The 18,041-nt window shown below is 70.3% G+C and carries 13 protein-coding genes and 1 pseudogene; 5 read left to right on the forward strand and 9 right to left on the reverse strand.

The window, feature by feature from the left end; translation table 11 throughout:
* Positions 1–326: 326 nt before the first annotated feature.
* Positions 327–926, reverse strand: coding sequence for a hypothetical protein (locus ABWI07_RS04945; RefSeq protein ID WP_149261706.1), 600 nt, complete (start codon positions 924–926; stop codon positions 327–329).
* Between the two features lie 231 nt (positions 927–1,157).
* On the opposite strand from ABWI07_RS04945, the gene ABWI07_RS04950 reads away from it, so the two are divergent.
* On the forward strand, positions 1,158–1,289 hold the full coding sequence (locus tag ABWI07_RS04950; RefSeq protein ID WP_268843273.1) for a hypothetical protein: 132 nt from the start codon (positions 1,158–1,160) through the stop codon (positions 1,287–1,289).
* A gap of 613 nt (positions 1,290–1,902) precedes the next feature.
* On the opposite strand, the gene ABWI07_RS04955 is transcribed toward ABWI07_RS04950, so the two are convergent.
* Positions 1,903–2,385, reverse strand: a complete 483-nt coding sequence (locus ABWI07_RS04955) for a hypothetical protein (RefSeq protein ID WP_149261705.1) — start codon at positions 2,383–2,385, stop codon at positions 1,903–1,905.
* A 169-nt stretch (positions 2,386–2,554) separates the two neighbouring features.
* On the opposite strand from ABWI07_RS04955, the gene ABWI07_RS04960 reads away from it, so the two are divergent.
* Both ABWI07_RS04960 and ABWI07_RS04965 read left to right on the forward strand, forming a co-directional pair.
* Complete coding sequence (locus ABWI07_RS04960) at positions 2,555–4,444, forward strand: N-6 DNA methylase (RefSeq protein WP_353817748.1); 1,890 nt, start codon at positions 2,555–2,557, stop codon at positions 4,442–4,444.
* Between the two features lie 103 nt (positions 4,445–4,547).
* The gene (locus tag ABWI07_RS04965; protein WP_353817774.1) at positions 4,548–5,957 is read left to right on the forward strand and encodes a serine/threonine-protein kinase; all 1,410 of its coding nucleotides are present in this window, start codon (positions 4,548–4,550) and stop codon (positions 5,955–5,957) included.
* Positions 5,958–6,332: 375 nt separating this feature from the next.
* Here ABWI07_RS04965 and ABWI07_RS04970 read toward each other — a convergent pair whose 3' ends face one another.
* The 5 genes from ABWI07_RS04970 to ABWI07_RS04990 form a co-directional block, all read right to left on the reverse strand.
* A complete protein-coding gene (locus tag ABWI07_RS04970) occupies positions 6,333–7,553 on the reverse strand; it encodes a beta propeller repeat protein (RefSeq protein WP_353817749.1) in 1,221 nt (406 codons plus the stop codon).
* A 136-nt stretch (positions 7,554–7,689) separates the two neighbouring features.
* Positions 7,690–8,868 (reverse strand): CU044_5270 family protein, encoded by a 1,179-nt coding sequence (locus ABWI07_RS04975; protein WP_353817750.1) that lies wholly within the window; start codon positions 8,866–8,868, stop codon positions 7,690–7,692.
* Positions 8,865–9,422, reverse strand: coding sequence for an RNA polymerase sigma factor (locus ABWI07_RS04980; RefSeq protein ID WP_353817751.1), 558 nt, complete (start codon positions 9,420–9,422; stop codon positions 8,865–8,867). The genes ABWI07_RS04975 and ABWI07_RS04980 overlap by 4 nt, the downstream gene beginning before the upstream one ends.
* A 1,498-nt stretch (positions 9,423–10,920) precedes the next feature.
* Positions 10,921–11,598: a response regulator transcription factor gene (locus tag ABWI07_RS04985; RefSeq protein WP_149261701.1), complete on the reverse strand. Its 678-nt coding sequence runs from the start codon at positions 11,596–11,598 to the stop codon at positions 10,921–10,923.
* Entirely contained in the window at positions 11,595–12,827 is a 1,233-nt protein-coding gene (locus ABWI07_RS04990; protein ID WP_353817752.1) for a sensor histidine kinase, read from the reverse strand. Before ABWI07_RS04990 ends, ABWI07_RS04985 begins: the two co-directional genes overlap by 4 nt.
* A 234-nt stretch (positions 12,828–13,061) precedes the next feature.
* On the opposite strand from ABWI07_RS04990, the gene ABWI07_RS04995 reads away from it, so the two are divergent.
* Positions 13,062–15,221: an MMPL family transporter gene (locus ABWI07_RS04995; protein ID WP_353817753.1), complete on the forward strand. Its 2,160-nt coding sequence runs from the start codon at positions 13,062–13,064 to the stop codon at positions 15,219–15,221.
* Between the two features lie 141 nt (positions 15,222–15,362).
* Positions 15,363–15,476, forward strand: a pseudogene (locus ABWI07_RS05000) (transposase); the annotation flags it as partial.
* Positions 15,477–15,863: 387 nt separating this feature from the next.
* Here the strand turns inward: ABWI07_RS05000 and ABWI07_RS05005 are convergent.
* Together ABWI07_RS05005 and ABWI07_RS05010 are read right to left on the reverse strand one after the other, a co-directional pair.
* Positions 15,864–16,355, reverse strand: a complete 492-nt coding sequence (locus ABWI07_RS05005; protein ID WP_149261699.1) for a nuclear transport factor 2 family protein — start codon at positions 16,353–16,355, stop codon at positions 15,864–15,866.
* Between the two features lie 1,161 nt (positions 16,356–17,516).
* On the reverse strand, positions 17,517–17,954 hold the full coding sequence (locus ABWI07_RS05010) for a nuclear transport factor 2 family protein (RefSeq protein ID WP_353817754.1): 438 nt from the start codon (positions 17,952–17,954) through the stop codon (positions 17,517–17,519).
* Between the last annotated feature and the right edge of the window lie 87 nt (positions 17,955–18,041).

Genomic DNA, 18,041 nt, shown 5'->3' on the forward strand with positions numbered 1-18,041 from the left:
CCCCAGAGCACGGACACGGGCGGTCCGAGCACCCGCGCGTCTGCGCCTGCCATCTGCCCGAGGCGATCGAGTCGTTAGGCGGCACGGCTGACCCTGCCGGAGCCGTCCACCTCGGCCGGTAATGGCGCATGAACGGCCAGGCCGTCCTGGGCTTGCGCTGGGCGGGGCGGCAGGCCGAGTAGGTGACGACCGGGAATCGGAGCGTGCCGCGCCGCCGCAGCCGCCCCAACGCCTGGCTCGCGAGGGGGTAGGTCGGCACAGTTGACGTTGTGGCGCTGCGGTGGCGGCGGGCGCCCGCCCCTAGGCGGGCGGCCTGTCCGTTGGTGTTATGTTCGCGAGCCCTCGCCCTGCCCTAGCACGGTCGTGGCGTGGTCTTCTGCGCGGGTGACGATATCCCGGTAGTCCGCAGGCCTGATCTTGCCATTCGGCGACAACGATAGGATGATCACGTAATTACCGCGTCTGCTGGTGAGTTGCAGGGCGCTACTGGTTGTTCCGCCGATTCGGTGGTCCCAGATCTGGATGCGTGTTGGTCCGCCGTCACGCCGATAGAATTCGTCGGCTCTCAGTGTGACATGGTGATTCTCTCCGTCGATTACGATGTCGTAGGCGTGGCATTCTTCTGGCGCGGGAGTCGCGACAAGCTGTTGGGCGTTCGCCTCCGTGAGCTTGATGACGGTCTCGGTCACGAGGAGGCCCCGGGCATCGTCGGTCCACATGGCCAGCGCTGCGGGCGAGAAGCGGGCCTGCTCGCCGAGCGCCTGGATACGGCCTGGCATCATCGTCCGGTCGGCGCAGGGCTCGGACGGCCACGTCTTACCGTTGACGATTCTGTCCGTGAGTTGCTGGTAGGTCCCCGAGATCGGTCCGTATCGGAACGACTCGCTCGACTGCGCCGCCGGGATCGGCAACAGCGCCCGCTTCATGCGATCCGTGTCGGCCGGCTCCGACGGCCGATTCGTCGGGGACGCGCTCCGATCGGGGGCCGACTCATTGTCGGTGGTACCGCATGCACACGCGACCACGAGAAGCGCCGCACAGGTGTAGAGGCGGAACAAGGGATGCGGCATCGAATGATCATAAGGGGAGCCGGCCGGCCTGCCCAGCCGGACCGGGGTGGCCGCAAAGTGTCCGAACACAGTGCGACCATCGGAGCCGTGCAGGAGTTTCCGGCCTTCCTGGAGCACGAAGGTGTCCTGCCGCGGCGGCCTACCGAGATCCGCCGCGCCGACGCTCCGCTGTCGTGGCGTGTCATCGAGGTGGTGAACGCCGCAGAGACGTGGTCATAGCGGCGCGGTCGGCGCGCAAGGCCCACCACCTACAGGTGTTCGGGCCGTTGCCATACGCGCCTGAACGGCACGGAAAGTTCGAGTTGATGGCAGTGGACTACATCGACCGCCCGTATTAGTGGTTGTCCCCGCCTGAAGGTCCATAGAACCGACCGTGGTCCTCAGCGGCTTCCGGGGCTTGGAAGTGGCGACCACACCGGAACCGGGGTTCACCGAGCGGCACTGGGAGCACTGGTCGAGGCCGCGCCCGACCCGAGCGGCGGCCGCCGCTGACAGCCTGACCTTCGAGGTGCCGCCTGCGACGGGATGCGAGCCAATGGATTCACGCCTGCGGAGGTGCATGCTGACTGCTTTGGTGGCCCTGGCCGCCGGTGCTGTGGGGACATGACCGGCTAGGGCGGGCGAGGTGCCCCCGCTTTCGCGGTGCTACCAGGGCCGACGCGGGGCCCGGATCGAGCCGCCGAGCCGCCACCGAGCAGCCACGGGAACGAACCGGGCCGAGGTGCAGATCCCGATCCGGGAGCGGGGTAGGCGCCGGTACCGCAGGCTTGCCCGCCGACCGGGTCCGCCGCGCCCCGCTGAAGGAGTCGGGTGGGTTCGCCGCGCGTGGCGATCAGCAGGCCTTGACGACCTTGCCGCCGACCACCTGCTGGACGCGCTTGGTCGTGCCGTTGCTGAGCGTAGTGACCATCCAGTGCCGCCCCTCATCGGCGACGATGGTCGAGGAAGAGTTCATCTGGCAGATGACCTTCTTGACCTCCGTGAAGGCCTGGGGATCGTCGTAGAACTCGATGCTGATGTTGTCGGCGCCTCCGCAGATCACTTTCCCGCTGCCCAGCGACTCGGTCTTTGCGGGCTTGGCGCAGCCCAGGCGCGCCTTGCGGATCTTCTTGGCGATGTCCATCGGGTCCTGGTAGACGACCGCGGCGGCGGTGCTCTCAGGAGTTCCGGCGGGTCCGGCGCTCGTGGCCGCCGCGGACGCCGCGGCGCCGCCGTCCTTGGGCGCGGCGTCCCCCTCGTCTGCGTTGCACCCGGTCAGCATCAGGGCGGTCAGGGCGACGGTGGCGGCGAGAGGGATCGTCGAGCGGATTGACATGGCAGAACCTCCAAGAAGACATGTTCGTCACAGGTCGCCGACGCGGTCATCTGTGCGGCGCGTAGCCAAGTACAACATGCGTTAACCGAATAAACAACACCACTGGTTGTGTCGACATGCACGATCGACAGGTGTAGTGTTCGAGGTTGCCGGATGAGGAGGGGCGGACGTGCGCAAGGACGCCACCGTGACCGCGTCGGACATCGCCCGGCTCGCCCGGGTGAGCCGGGGAGCGGTGAGCAACTGGCGGCGCCGCCATCCCGACTTTCCGCAGCCCATCGGCGGCACTCCGACCAGCCCGGTGTTCTCGCTCGCCGAAGTCGAGACATGGCTTCGTCGGCAGGGCAAGCTCGCCGAGGTCCCGTCGGAGGAACGGGCATGGCAGCTCCTGTGCACGGTCGGCGACGAACGGGAGATCGGCGCCGTCCTGCGACAGGTGGGGGACTGGCAGCGCGCCGGCACGCCGATCACCGGGCTGAGCGACCGGGCGGCGGCGAAACGGCTGGGAGTCGACCAGCGGTCGGTGCCGCTGCTGAGGGCAGTGGACGAGTTGTCCGGCGAGTGGGACACCGCCCCTGCGTTCGAGTTCCTGGTCGAGCGCTACCTGGAGGTGAGGCTGCCCCGACTGACGTTGACGTCGCCGGAGCTCGCCGCGCTGATCGCAGGCCTGGTCGACCAGGACGCGCGGTCCGTGCTGGATCCGGCGTGCGGTACCGGTGAACTGCTGTCCGCGCTGTCGGCCGCGCGCGAAGGGGAACCGCGGCGGCTCTACGGGCAGGAACGCGACGAGGTGCTCGCACCGCTGGCTGAGAACCGGCTCGCCCTGCGTGGCATCCCGGCCGAGATCCGCGGCGGGGACTCGTTGCGGCACGATGCGTTCGTCGGCCTCACCGTTGACGCCGTGGTCTGCGACCCTCCGTTCAACGAGCGGTACTGGGGCTACGAGGATCTGGCCGCCGATCCGCGGTGGGAGTACGGGCTGCCGCCCCGCATGGAACCGGAAATGGCATGGATCCAGCACGCGCTCGCGCACCTCGTCCCCGGCGGGCTCGCGGTCCTGCTCGTGCCGCCCGCCGTGGCGGGGCGACGTTCGGGGCGGCGCATGCGCACGCAGTTGCTGCGCCGCGGCGCCCTCCAAGCCGTGGTCGCGCTTCCCGCCGGCCCCCATCTGTGGCTGCTGCGCAAGCCGGCGGGCGACCGGCCGACCGGCCTGCTCGTGATGGACGGCGCGGACGACGCGGAGATCTTCCGGACCTGGCGGGACTTCCAGGCGGGCCGCGACGTGGACCGGCCCGGGACGAGCCGGGTCGTGCCGATCATCGACCTGCTGGACGAGGAGGCCGACCTGACCCCGGCCCGGCATCTGGCCGCCTTCGAGGGGGACCGGACGGCCGAGCGGTTCGTCCAGACGCTCGACCGGCTGAGGGCGCTGCTCGACAGGATGTCCGGGCTTGTGCCCGAGCTCGAACCGGTGCGGCCGGACCGGGAGACGGCCGTCACCTCCGTCGCGGAGCTGGCCCGGATCGGCGCGTTGACCGTGCATCGGGCTCCGGCGCGCGGGGATGCGGGGAAGGCGGGCACGGAACGGCCGTTGCTCACCGCCGAGGATGTGCTTCAGTACCGCGAGCCGAGCGGCCGAGCGCTCATCGGAGCCGAGGACGACTGGATCGTCACGCGTACCGGAGACATCGCCGTGGCGGTGGCCTCCCGCCGGTTCGCCGCGCGGGTGGTGCAGCGAGACGGCCTGGTGCTCGGCCCGCACCTGTCCCTGGTCAGAGTCGATCCGCAGGCGCTCGACCCGTACTTCCTGGCGGGCGTCCTGCGCAGCACCGCCAACGTGCGATCGTCGTCCCTGTCGTCGACGGGCACCCGCGTGGACGTCCACCGCGCGCGTGTGCCGCGGTTGCCGATGGACGAGCAGCGCCGGTTCGGGGAGGCTTTCCGGCGGATGGAGCAGTTCGCCTCCGCGGCGCGCGAGAGCCTCGCCCTCAGCGAGCTGATGGACCGGCTGCTGGCGGACGGTGTCGCAGAAGGTGACCTGGGTGCGGTCGGCGACTGAGGCCCGACGGTCGGCGACGGTGACTGCCGGGCTGGTCCCGTACGTTCGGGCGAGCTGCGGCTACGCCAGACTGTTCCCCGTCTGAATGGAGGGGGCTTCCGTGATGCAGTTGCTCGGGGGACGTTACGAGCTGACCGCCCCGCTCGGTCGGGGCGGCATGGGCGAGGTGTGGGAGGCGGTCGACCGGCAGTTGGAGCGGCGAGTCGCGGTGAAGCTGCTCACCAACGAGGCGATCATGCGCAGGCCGGACCCCTCCGAGCTGGTGCGCCGCTTCGCCCGGGAGGCGGAGCTCACCGCAGGTCTGCAGCATCCCGGAGTGCCTGCGGTGCACGATGCCGGCTCCACCGAGGACGGCCTGTTCCTGGTGATGGAACTGGTGGACGGCTGCACGGTCGCGGACCTGGTCGCCGAGCAGGGACCGCTTCCGGTCGCGTGGGCGGCGGCGATCGCCGCGCAGGTCTGCTCGGTGCTCGCGATCGCGCACGGCCGCTCGCTCGTGCATCGCGACATCAAGCCGCAGAACCTGATGGTGACCCGGGACGGCACGGTCAAGGTCCTGGACTTCGGGGTGGCGACCGTCCTTGACGCCGTCGGGGTCGTCCGGATCACCCGCACGGGCGAGACCGTGGGCACGCCCGCGTACATGGCGCCGGAGCAACTGCGCAGCGAGCGTGCCACCCCGCGCACCGACCTCTACGCACTGGGCTGCGTCCTCTACGAGATACTCGCCGGGAAACCGGTGTTCACGGCGACGTCGCCGCATGCCCTCAGTTACAAGCACCTGGAGGAAGACCCGGCACCGCTGCACCGTGCCGACGTTCCGCTCCCCCTGGAGGACCTCGTGCGCCGGTTGCTCGCCAAAGACCCGCGGCAACGCCCGGGGGACGCCCGCGAGGTGTACGAGCGGCTTCTGGTGTTTGTGCAGGGTGTCCATCCGCTCGGCGACGTCGACCCGGCGTTGTCCATGTCGACAGGGATGCAACTGCATGCCCGTGTCCTGGTCCGCCTCGCCGGTGCCGACCGGCGAGTGCCCCTGGCGCATTCCGTGCCGCCGTCCGGCCCGCCCCCCATGCCCGCGGGCTTCGCGCCCTTCGTGACCTCGCCGTCCATCCCCTCGCAAGGGCCTGCGCACATGCCGGACCTGGGCCCCCCGCCGACTTGGGAGCCGAGGATGGCGCGCCGCGGTTTCGGCTGGAAGCTCGTGCACAGTCTGTGGATGGTGCCGACCCTGGCGTTCGGCTTCCTGACCTGGCTGTCGTTCCTGTACATCGGAGTCCGGCACCGGCGTCGCGCCTGGCTGATCACGGCCGCGCTGTACGGGGTCTCGACGGTGGCGTCGGGCGCCTTCATCGTGACGACGACTGACGAGAAGGGTGTGACCTCGACGCCCGCCGCGCTGTTCTGGCTGGCCCTGTTCCTCGGCGGCGTCATGCACGCGGCCGGCGTGAACCCGGGCCGTCTGCGCCTCCGCGCGCACCTGGATGCGCGAGATTCGCGGCCCGCCGCCCCGTGACGCCAGGCTCCGCCAAGGCCGTGCCGAGCGGCTCGCCGGGACGGGACGAGCGGGAGGACCTGGGCGAGGAGCGACGGCGGGGCCCCGAGCCGTGGCGTCGTCGGGGGCGGCGAGATCAACACTGGCGACGGCGACGTCGCCGAGGGCATCGCGGGTCGCGTGAGGGAAGTGCGACGTTCATGATCGTGACCTCGAAGACACCTTCACCTACCCCGATGCCATGGCGGCCGAACTCCCCATCGGCGGAAGAGCCAGGTGTCGCAGATGTCCAAGGTGCTGGACGTCCAGGGCGCCGCGTTCCGCAACCGGCCCTCCAGCGGCACGCCCTGACGGTGGTCGGGGATGCAGGCGGCGGCCGAGGCAGGGGCTGAGGCGCTACTTCAGGCGTGCGATCAGGGGCTGATAATCACCCGATGTTGCTGTGATTGCGCCGACGCCCCACAGGCCTCCACCGGGAATCGGCGCCAACCCAGCCAGGGTTGCCATCCCGGTCACCGGGACCGGAGCGTTCTGCCAGCCGCTCGCGGTCCGGCGCAGCGCGAGCATCGTGTACGAGGGCTCGGACGGGGTGACGGTGTCGCCGCCGGCCAGTGCCTGCCGGCCGCTCACCGCCACGTCCATCAACTCGCCGCGCCCGTCCGGCACCTTCGCGCTGGCCCATTCTCGGCCGTTCCAGTGCAGGAGCATCGGGTGACGGAGCGCTTCCCGGCCGGGGGTTGTCTTGCCCCAGCCGGAGACCCAGACGTCGTTTCCGGTCACCATCCGTACCCTGGTGAGCCGTTGCGTCATATAGCCGGTGACCGGTTCGGGCAGCCGCTTCCACGTACGGCCGTTCCAGTGCAGGAGCAGCAGTCGCTCGGGGTGGACGTCGTCGCCCGGGTAGTCCGTCCCCACAGCCCACACGTCCCGCGGCCCCCGCGCGTCGATGCCGTCGAGTGAGAAACTGCCGTCGAGGTTGGGCAACGGCACGTTGCGCCAGTGTCGTCCGTCCCAATGCCGGACGAACCCACGCCCGACCCCTGTCCCGCCGTCGTACGTGCCGCCGGCGAGCCATGCATCCTCCGGACCGACGGCACTGATCGAACCGGCGGAGGTCTGCTCCGCGCCGGGAATCGGTGCGAACGGAACCGGCGTCCAGCTCTGGCCGTTCCAGTGCAGGAGACCACAGTCGGCGGAGGCCCACACGTCCTTAGGACTCGAGGCGCTGACCTGGTTGATGCGAGCGAAGTTGGGGATGGACACCTGCTGCCAGCTGCGCCCGTCCCAGCGCAGCATGACGGAGGTGAACATTCCCTTCGCGAAGTTGCAGTTCTCGTCGTCGGCCGGGGTCCTGGCAAGCCGTGGTGGCTTCCTCGGGTTGACGAGGAGCCCGCCGGCCCACGCGGCATTGCGTCCCGCCGCAGTTGCACTGAGCAAGCTGATACTTCCCTGAACAGGTGCATTGAACAACTGCCACTTCGGAGACCCCGGCGACGTGGCAGGAGGTGTCGCTTTCGTACCGGCCACCGCCGCCGTCGTCGGCGAGGCCGCTGCCAGGCCGGCCAACGTGATCGCGAGCGCACCAGATCGGATCGCGGTACTTCTTACTCCACGCATGCAAAACCTTCCCTTGGGGACTTTCGTCTGTTCCGGTGACCCGGCCCACGTCGACGCCGGTCGGTTCGCCGCCCGGTGGGCCGGGTGGGGACCGCAGGACGCCACGGAACGTGTGACGTCCTGCCCCCGTAACCGGTCAGGAGGCGGGGATATCGCCGATCTTGTTCACCCAGCCCTGGCGTTCGGTGGCCCCGTGGCCGCTGACGGCGTGCGCCCCTGGGGTGCCGGGGCGGTTGCCGGGCCGCGTCTCGTGGTCGAGAAGCCGGGCGGTCGCCGGGTCGATCACTAGCCGCTCGATCACGCCGTCGGGGTTCTGGGCGGTGATGGCCACGCCTGGCCTGCCCTTCCGGTCGCTGGTTCGCCCGGTGACGTGGACGGACGGGTAGTCCGCGAGGATCCGGTAGAGAGCCGCCCGGGTGCCGGGAGTGGTCGGTGCCATCAGCAGGTCCGCGGCGCTCTCGAATACGTACATGCCGAAATCGGCGGGGGCGACGTAGCCGTTCGCTCCGCCCTTGCGGTCCTGCTGCCACAACTTCCGCAGGTAACTCTCCAGGCCGCTCTTGGTCGCCGGCAGCGTTGCTATGGCCGTCCACTCGATCTCATGCGAGCCGATGTCGGGGTTGACCAGATGCGAGACCTTGTACTCATACGCCTTGTGTGTGGGCTTGTCATACGTGACCGTGGACGGCTTGGACGCGGTCGTGCCCCCACCGTTGAGCATGAGTGGCGGTGCGCCTGCCGCCTTCCAGGCTGCCTCGTCCTTCTTCGTGGGGAAGGAGACCTGGATGTCCAGCGGACCATGCGTGCGAAACCTCATTCCGGTCCCGCCCGGCTGGGTGCACACCCAGTTCTCTGAACTTGACGCGATCTGTGCCTGGAACGTTCGAGGCTTGCCCGCGGGCGTAGGCTTGCCCGGGCCAGGCTTGAAGGGCATCAGGTACTGCCACCCACGGGTCCGGGTGTACCAGCAGGCCCCGTGGGTGGCGGGCTGCTTGGCGGCCGTCTGGGCGCTGGCCAGCAGGAACGTGCGGGTACTGCTCGTCCCGTTTTGTCCGGTGCCGCCCCCGTGGCCGCCAGACAGCGCGCCCGCGGCCAGCACCGCCGTGGACGCCACTACCGCGGTCGCTCCGGTGGCCAAAGCCAGCCGCCGGGCCGGTCGGCGCTCCCGGACCAGGCGCGGGTTCACGGTGGACGCACCGGCCCGCGCCCGGACCTGCGCCATGTCAGGGCGTCGTGCGTAGGCGGCGTCGGCGAGCTCGGCGACCATCGCCGGCTTCAGCGCGTTGATCACGCCGGCGAGTTCGTCGTTATTCACGGCTTCTCCTGGATGACTTGGGGGTGCGGGGCGCGTCCTGGCGCCTGCGTTCCGGGTTCGTGGGACGCATCGAGTGCCCTGGCCAGCCGGCGGCGTCCCCGGTGCAGGCGGACGATGAAGGCGGTGCGGGAGCAGCCGGCGACGCGGGCCGCCTCAGGGGGCTCAAGACCGTGCCAGGCGGTCAGAGTGACGGCCTCGGCCTCCTTGGCCGACAGGGTGCGCAGGGCGGCCAGCGCTTGGTCGCGGGCTATGACGTGGTCGGCGGCATCCCAGGCGTACCGGTCGGCGTCGGTGGTCAGGCCGGCCAGCCGGTCGATCAGGCCGCGCGCCTGACCGGCCGCACCGTGCGACTGGCGGGCCAGGTTCCTGGCCACGCCCAGCAGCCACGGCAGCGCCTGCTCGGGGACTTCACCGATCTTCCGCCATGCGATCGTGAAGACCTCACCGGTCAGGTCTTCGGCGGCCTGGGGCGCGACCCGCAGCACGATGTAGCTGAAGACGTTGCGGTAATACGCCTCATAGAGGCTGATGAATCGGGCCTCTTGCTCGTCCACGCCACCTCCTCTCTTCTCGGAGCCGATACGCCAAGAAGTCAGAGAAGGCGTCACTGGATTACACCCAAGGCCAAGGAATCTTCGCGGACCCTGCCCTACGGGCCTGGGAGGCGGTCGTCACGGATCGTGCCACGGACATCTGGAACCAACGGCACTCGCTTCATGCGCTGCGCGAGTGCGAGATCTCTTATAACCGCCATCGTCCTCGCCAGGGCATCGCGAACGCCCGACCATGCACCCCGCTGCCCCGCCGAACACCAACCCCGGCCAGATCGCCCGGCTGGACGTGCGAAGACGCAGACGCCTCGGCGGAGTCCTCAACGAGTACGAGCATGCGGCGTGACCTGAACGGATGTACTTTTCGGCAGAAGCAGGGCTGCTGGTGGGCCGCGCCGTCCCAGGGCTGGACGAGACGCTGTCGCGGCCGGCGAAGATGACATCGGGATCTCCGCCGCGATCTGCCGCGCCTGGCCATGGGCCGCAGGCACGCCTTCGCCCGTGTCGCGCTCTTGATCGTGACTGCGCTTCACGACCGGCTTGGGGGAGTACTCGATGGTGCCGCCTGCGCGGGGAGGCGAGCCTGCGGATTCACGCTGGCGGCAGTGCGTTGCTGACTGCTCTGTTGGCCCTGGCCGCCGGTTCTTTGGGCGACATGACCGGCTTGGGTGGGCGAGAGTGCCCGGTTTCGGGGTGCTACCAGGGTGGAGGTAAGGCCCGGATCGAGCCGCCGAGCCGCCACCGAGCTGCCACGGGGACGAACCGGGGCATGTCGGGTGGCGGGCAAACCAGGGCAATTTTATGTTTGCCATGGTCAAGGGTGGTGGGTCGCGTGGGACTCGAACCCACAACCTACGGATTAAAAGCCGATCCGTTTCGGAACCGCCGAGCCGACAACGAGCCGACATGAGACCGTTGACAATCTTGTGGCTTGCTCGTCGGCGACCGGCATGGATGGAGTTATCAGTAAGCGCAACGTTCGTGGTGCCGCGGCATCAGATCATGGTGCTGGAACACCAACTGGACGGGGCGAGGGTCCGGTTCGCCGGTCCGGATCGAGCACTACTCGCGCCGCTGCTGCACCGGCTGCCTCGTGGTGTGCTACGCCGGATGCGGCTGATCGTGCGGCCGGCCACGGTATCGCCGACAACCGCTATCCAGCTGCGAGGTGTCTAACGTTAGTTAGGGACGGTGCGGAATCACCTCCCGGCCGCTGGCCCGCTATTGAAAGAAATCCTGCCGGGGGCGGGCCTGTACCAGGCTTCTCACGGGCGCTCTTGCCGAAGCGGGCGGCTCGGGGAGCACCTTCGACAGGATGGCGGCGACAGCGCTGAGACGTCCGTCTTCCCGGCCTCGACGAGGACCTTGATCTCCTCGGCCTCGCCAGTCGGCGTTCCTGAGCGGTCGTGGCGGCGGGCGTGGCCGTCGGTCGTCCCCGGTACGGCTCACCGCCCCCGACCGCCCAGCGGCTCGAAAGCCGGTGTAGGCCCGCCACCGCCGGTCAGTGGCCGATGTTGCGGTCGCCTGCCTCGACCAGGCCGCTCTCGTAGGCGAAGATGACGATCTGGGCGCGGTCACGTAGGCCTAGCTTGGTGAGGATGCCGGAGACGTGCGTCTTGACGGTCGCGGGTCCGATGAAGAGCTCTTTGGCGATCTCGGAGTTGCTCGATCCGCGGGCCACGGCGGCCATCACTTCGCGCTCGCGGTCGGTGAGGCGTTCCAGGCGTTCGGCCACGGCATTGTTGACGCTCAGCCGCCGGGCGAACCGGCCGATCAGCCGGCGGGTGATCGAGGGGGCCAGCAGAGCGCCGCCGTCGGCGACGGTGCGCACGGCGGTGGCGAGCTGGTCGGGTGGGATGTCCTTGAGGACGAAGCCGCTGGCACCGGCGTGCATCGCCCGGTAGACGTACTCGTCCGGGTCGAACGTGGTCAGGATGAGCACCCTGACGTTCCAGTCGGATTCCGCCAGGATCCGCTCGGTGGCCTCCAGACCGTCCATGTCCGGCATCCGGATGTCCATGAGGATCACGTCGGGCCGGTGCCGGCGCGCCGCCTCGATCGCCTCGGTGCCGGTCCCGGCCTCGGCGACGACCTCGATGTCGTCGTGGATCTGCAAGATCATGGCGAAGCCGCCGCGGACGAGGGCCTGGTCGTCGACGATGGCGACACGGATGCTCACGCGGGCTCGCCTCCGGTGGGCAGGTGGGCGGTGACGTCGAACCCGCCGTCCGGGCGCGGCCCGGCGTCGAGTGTGCCGCCCAACAGTAGTGCCCGCTCCCGCATCCCCACGATGCCGTGGCCGCGCGTTCCGTCCTGGGCGTCTCCCGGCAGGGCGGCGGTGCCGCCGCCGTCGTCGCGCACCTCGATGACGATCTCGCCGCCGGCGGCCCCGAGCCGGACGTCGGCGTGGGCGCCGGGACCGGCGTGCTTGAGCACGTTGGTAAGCGCCTCCTGAACGATGCGGTAGGCGAACAGGTCCACGCGAGCGGGCAGTCCGGTCGGGAGCGTGGCGAGCGACAGGGTCACCGCGACGCCCGTTGCGCGGATCTGGTCGGCGAGGTGGGGAACGTCGGCCAGGCCGGGCTGGGGCTCGGGGCCCCCGGCATCGTTCTCAGGACGCAGGACGCCGAGCAGGTGGCGCAGCTCGGCCAGCGCCTGCCGTCCCTCCTCTTCGACCGCCCCCATCGCCCGCAGTGCCTGCTCCGGGATCGGGCCGTCGGCGGCGTGCGCGGCCATCGCCTTGGCCGCGCCCGCCTGAACGGTCATGACGCTCACCCGATGGGCCACCACGTCGTGCAGCTCGCGGGCGATGCGCGTCCGCTCCTCGGCCACGATGCGGACGGCCTCGGCGGCCTGTTCTGCGACGAGCCGGGCAGCGTGGCGATCGCGCAGCCGGAGACCGCGCCCCACGTACCACAGGCCGACCATGACGATGACCCCGAATACGACCTCACTCCACGGCGCGGATTCCGTGCGCAGGTCAACGGTGACCAGGGCGACGGCCGCCACGACACCCGCGGGCCCCCGCCGTGAATCCGGCGAGTACCGCCCGGCGCTGTACAGGGCGATGAGCACCGGAACGCCGACGAGGTTGCGCGTGGTCGGCAGCAACAGGGCCCAGGCGATCAAGGTGACGCTCAGCACGGCCAGAGGTGCCTGGCGTCGCCAGTACAACGCCGTACCGGCCGCGGCGAAGACCGGCAGGGCGGCGAGGTTGAGGTCGCGAAGGGGACGGAAGGCCAGGGCGTCTCCGGGCATGTCGTGCACGAACACCAGCACGAGGAGGACCAGCCCGGCGAGGACGGCGTCCATGGCGCGCGGCCAGCGGGCGAAGGGCCCCCGGAGCCTTCCGGGGCGGCCTGCCGCGGCCTCGGCGAGCGGGCGGGAAGGCGGTGTCGTGCGGTTCACCAGCGCTCCACGGTGCGAGATGCGGTGCACTCCGCGGCTTGTCGGCGGGCGCGGGACCACCGTATGCGGGAGCGGACACACCGGTCATCCGCCGCGAGGCGGAGCGGGCCTCCGCTGCGCGACGGGGATCGGCTCCGCCGGTGGACGGGCGACTGCGGCGGCCCCGGCGAGCACGGTTGGTACGACAGCTCACCCCGGCGCACTCGCCGCCGCATCCCCCGAAGGAGCACCGTCATGCATCGCGTCATCCGTCGCATCGGCGACACCAGCGCCCGCCGACCATGGCTGACGATCGGGCTCTGGACTCTCCTGGCCGTCCTGGTCATCGGGCTGGCGGGCACCGCAGGCGGCACGTTCGCCGACGACCTCGTCGCTCCGGGCAGCCAGAGCGAACGGGCGATGGAGCTTCTGGAGGAGCGCTTCCCGCAGGCGGCCGGTGGCAGCGCCAAGGCGGTCTTCGCCGCTCCGGAGGGTGAACGGCTCGACCGCTACCGACCTGCCATCCAGGCGGCCCTCGCCCGGATCGCCGATGCCGAGGACGTGGCCGCCGTCGCCGACCCGTTCGCCACCGGCACGGTGTCGCGCGATGGGCGCATCGGCTACGCCGAGGTCACCTTCGACCGGCCCTCGGCCGGGCTCGGCCCCGAGCCGGTGAAGGCGATCACCGGCGCGCTGGAGCCGGTACGGGCCGCCGGTGCCGTCGCGGAGGTCGGCGGCGACGCCGCGTTCGTCAACGCCGAGACCGAGACCTCGGGCACCGAGGTGGCCGGTCTGCTGGCCGCCCTGGTCGTGTTGCTCGTCGTCTTCGGAACGGTCGTCGCCGCCCTGGTGCCGATCGCGATCGCGATGGTCACGGTGGCCACCGGGCTGTCCGGCATCGCGCTGCTGGCCCATGTAATGGACGTCACGAGCGCCGCAACGAGCGTCGGAATGCTGATCGGTCTGGGCGTCGGCATCGACTACGCCCTGTTCATCGTGGCCCGCTACCGCCAGAACCGGACGGCCGGTCAGGACAACCGCACCGCACTGTCGAACGCCATGGCGTCGGCGGGCTCGGCGGTCCTGTTCGCCGGAGGCGCCGTCGTCGTCGCAATGTCGGCGCTGCTGCTGACCGGCTTGGGCCTGCTGGCCTCGATCGGGCTCGGCGCAGCGCTGGTCGTGCTCTTCGCCGTGGCCACCGCCCTCACCCTGCTGCCCGCACTGCTGTCCCTGCTGGGCGACCGCATCGACGCCGGACGCGTCGTCCGCCGCCGCTCCCCCGCCAAGCGCACCGAAGACGGGGCATGGTGGCGTCTGGCGCATCGTGTCTCGGGCCGCCCCTGGCCGTATCTGCTCGGCGCAACGGCGCTGCTGCTCACGCTCGCCGCCCCGGCGTTGTGGATGCAGACCGGCTACCCCGACGCCGGCGACGACAGGACGAGCACGACCCACCGCCGCGCGTACGACCTGCTGGCGGAGGGCTTCGGCCCCGGCCACAATGCCCCGCTGCTGCTCGTCGCCGACCTGCGCCGCCCGGGCGTGACCGCCCAGACCATCCCCGACCTCACCGAACGTCTCGCCGCCGACCCCGGCATCGCCGCGGTGGGCTCGCCGCGGACCTCTCCCCAGGGGGACGCGGTCGTCGTGCCCGCGATCCCCACCAGCGCCCCCGCGGACGCCGAGACCTCCCGGACGCTGGAACGCGTTCGCGACCTGGCCCCCGCCAACGTCGCCGTCTCCGGCATGACGGCCATGACCGACGACCTCACGCGGCAGCTCGACAAGACCCTCCCGATCTTCATCGCCGCGGTCCTGGCCGCGTCGTTCCTGCTGCTGATGGTGCTGTTCCGCGCCGTCGTCGTGCCGCTGAAGGCCGCCGTCATGAACCTGCTGTCGATCGGCGCCGCCTACGGCGTCGTGGTCGCGGTGTTCCAGTGGGGATGGTGCGCGGACCTGTTCGGCCTGGACGGAACGTATGCGATCGCCTCACCGCTGCCCACGATCTTCTTCGCGGTCCTGTTCGGCCTGTCCATGGACTACGAGATGTTCCTGCTCTCCAGCATCCGCGAGAGCTACGACGCCACCGGCGACAGCACCGAGTCGGTCGCGCGCGGCTTGGCGGGCACCGGCCGGGTGATCACCTCCGCCGCTCTGATCATGACGGTGGTCTTCCTCGGCTTCGTCGCCCACCCGTCACCGCTGGTGAAGATGCTCGGCCTGGGCCTGTCCACGGCGATCCTGCTCGATGCCACGGTCGTCCGGATGCTCCTGGTGCCCGCGACCATGGCCCTGCTGGGCAAAGCCAACTGGTGGCTCCCCCGCTGGCTCGACCGCCGGCTCCCCCGCCTGACCGACCCGGCCACCAAGCCCTTCCCCGACACCCCCGCGCCGCCCCCGGTGCCCGCCGCCCGCTGAGAAGAACGCCCGGGTGACCAGCGCGCCCAGCGCGAGAGCAGTCCTGAGAACCGTGGGGCCGGGCCGGCCGGTGGCCCGTTGACCAATCGGCTGCGGGCCTCATCCATCGAGCCGCCGCGGATCCTGGACCGCCCCGGGTTCTTGGGCGTCAGCACCCGGCGGGTGGACAAGCTGGTCGAGCAGATGGGGATCAAGGGCATCTCCAAGAGCCAGGTCTCGGAGATGTCCAAGGTGCTGGACGCCCAGGTCGTGGCCTCACTGGAGGCCAAGCATCCCGACGCCGCCGAGCACCTGGACGCCGCCCGCGAGGACCTGCTGGCCTTCACCGGCTTCCCGAATCTGAAGGCCGAAAGGCCCGACTGGCTGGAACGCGAGCAAGCCGTCCAAGCCGAGGTCCGCAGGAGGAACTCCGCCTCAAGCAGCAGCGCGTCAAGTCCTGACTCACGTGATGCCTCTGGCCGCGCGCACCGCCGCTCGCAAGGTAGGCCGCGTGGGTCAAGGCGGGCAAGCGCAGGTCGCCTGGTCCTGACCGCCACCGATCTGGCCATGCCTCCACCGCCGACTCCACTGACGGCTACTTCCTCGTCCGCGGGGCGCTGGCGGCGGGCGACGGCACGCATCAAGTCTGACTCTTGATACTGGTCAGGTTCCCGGCTGCGGGGGCGAGGGCGCCCAGCGGTCTGCCAGCAGCCTGAAGCTGGGCACATCGTCGAGCGATATCGAGTATTCGTAGGTCCGTTCATAGCCGATGCCACTGATGCGCCATCCGCCGTCCGCGCAGCGTCGATACGTCTCCTCATAGAAGGCGGAACCGCGGATCAGCACCCGGAATGCCTTGGCGATGACGGTGTCCTCCAGGCACCAGGTGCCCTCGGCCCTGTCGCCGTCGACCCGGATCTCGGGTTGGCCCGCGAAGTGCACCGTGGTGATCTCGGGACCGAGATTGTCGCGCATGTAGTCGACGATGGCATCGCGGCCTTCCAGGCGCAGCGCCTCGCCGACCGCGCGGGTTCCGTAGGTGCCCAGGGCGTCATCGGTGAGGGTGTCGGCGAACCCGTCCCAGTCCTTCAGGTCCAGGCAGCGCAAGTAGCGGTACTTCACCTGGCGGATCTCTTCCAGGGCATTCAGGTCCATGCGACGTAGCTTGCTCGACACCGCCGCCGTTGACAAGAACGCGTTCTAATTCCCTGGGGGCCCCTCCCGCTCGGCGTTCGGCGCGGCGACCTGTGAGTGGGGTGTACCGGCGGTGCGGCTGTGAGGACCCGCTGACCGGCCGGGCCGTTGGCCGCAGTTGCACGCGGTGAAACGGGCGGCCGGGACCACCAGCCCGCGGACCGCGGTGAGCGCCGTCACGGGTCGCCGTCCGGTCCTGGCTGCCGAGCACCGCGCTCTCGCGCACCAGGTCGCCGGCCCCCTCGCACGGCCAGCACGACCTCGCGCCAGGCTGACGTTGCCGAGATCACCTTCGCCTAGCTGGCCGGGATGACGACGACGTGGTCGGAGCCCTTCCCCTGGGAGCACAGCGGCGCCCTGGCCGGGTAGTTGCACGCCCGCCCCATCTCGCCAGCGCCGTACGCTGCGCCGGATCGAGCTCGCCCCAGAGCCCTCCCTGTGGTGGAGAGGCTGACGGTGCTGGCTGTGTGCGGTTCCAGCCGGGTGCGGCGGTCTACATGCTTCCATCGGGGTCCATGCCCGCGCCTGGGAGCGGGCGCCGGAGAAGGGACCCGTCACGGCACCTCGCCGACGGCCCACCAGCGCTCTGGGGTTGAACCTGGGCGACGCCGTCGAGCACGCCCTCGCCGAGCACCGCGACCACCTGCAGCACCTGACCACCGCGCCGAGTGCGCCACCAGATCCTTCACCACCACCGAAAGCGGCGGCGCAGCCCCAGACCCCCGCCGCCCGCGACGATCGGGTCGCACGTCGCACCCCCCAGCGGCGCACCCCCCGCTGCCTCCACCGATCAGCCAACCAGACCAGACCGCCCAGCTGAACGTCTGAAGAAGGCAACGTCTGGGGGAATTCTCAACGAGTACGAGCATTCTGCTTGACCTGCGCGGACGTAGTTCTAGGCAGGCGCACCGTTGAGGGGCCGGGTGGGCCGGTTCGGGGTGGCCGGTCATCCAGTGCAGCAGCCGAAAAGCGCGCTCGTTCACCGAAGGGCGGGACGAAGACCGCGGTGAGCATGACCGCGAGCGCGACCGTCAGCTCGGCGGTGTACAGCACGGCCGCTAGCGTGGGGAGCCAGTACGGTGCTGGGGAGTGCGCATGGCCCTGAAGCCGCTTCCCTGCGTCTTAGGGGGAGGTCAGGGTGGCCATTACGCGGTCCGGTTCCCAATGGGCGCGGAACGAGGTGATCAGGCCGTCGTCATCGACGGTGTAGACGGTCAGGCAGTCGATCGTCGAGGTGGTCCCGCCGTCCAGCGTCGCGGTGATGGTGACGACGTTGGCGCAGGCGGGGCCGTTGGCGAACGAGTCGCTCACCCGGAAGTGGAACTTGCGCACCCGGGCGATGTTCTCGTCCCAGAACCGCTCGATCCCGTCCGGCCCCCGGTGCCCCTTGCCCTCGGGATCGAGCATCGAGGGGCCGACGGGGTCCTCGATGACGGCGTCCGGGCCGAACAGCGCGAGCCACTCCTGCTTGCGCCCGCCCGCGGCCGCGGCCATCGCCGCGCGCACCGCCCGGCGTGCGGGGTGGTCGCCGTCCGGCGCGTCCCAAGTGACTGTGCCCATGGCAGAAACTGTAACGTGTTCTCATTCCTGGTCCAACGGTCTCCATCGACCCTTCAGGCAGGTACGCGGCCGCGCGGAGCCTTCCCC

Source organism: Actinomadura sp. NPDC000600 (genome assembly GCF_040492135.1).
Lineage (GTDB): Bacteria > Actinomycetota > Actinomycetes > Streptosporangiales > Streptosporangiaceae > Spirillospora.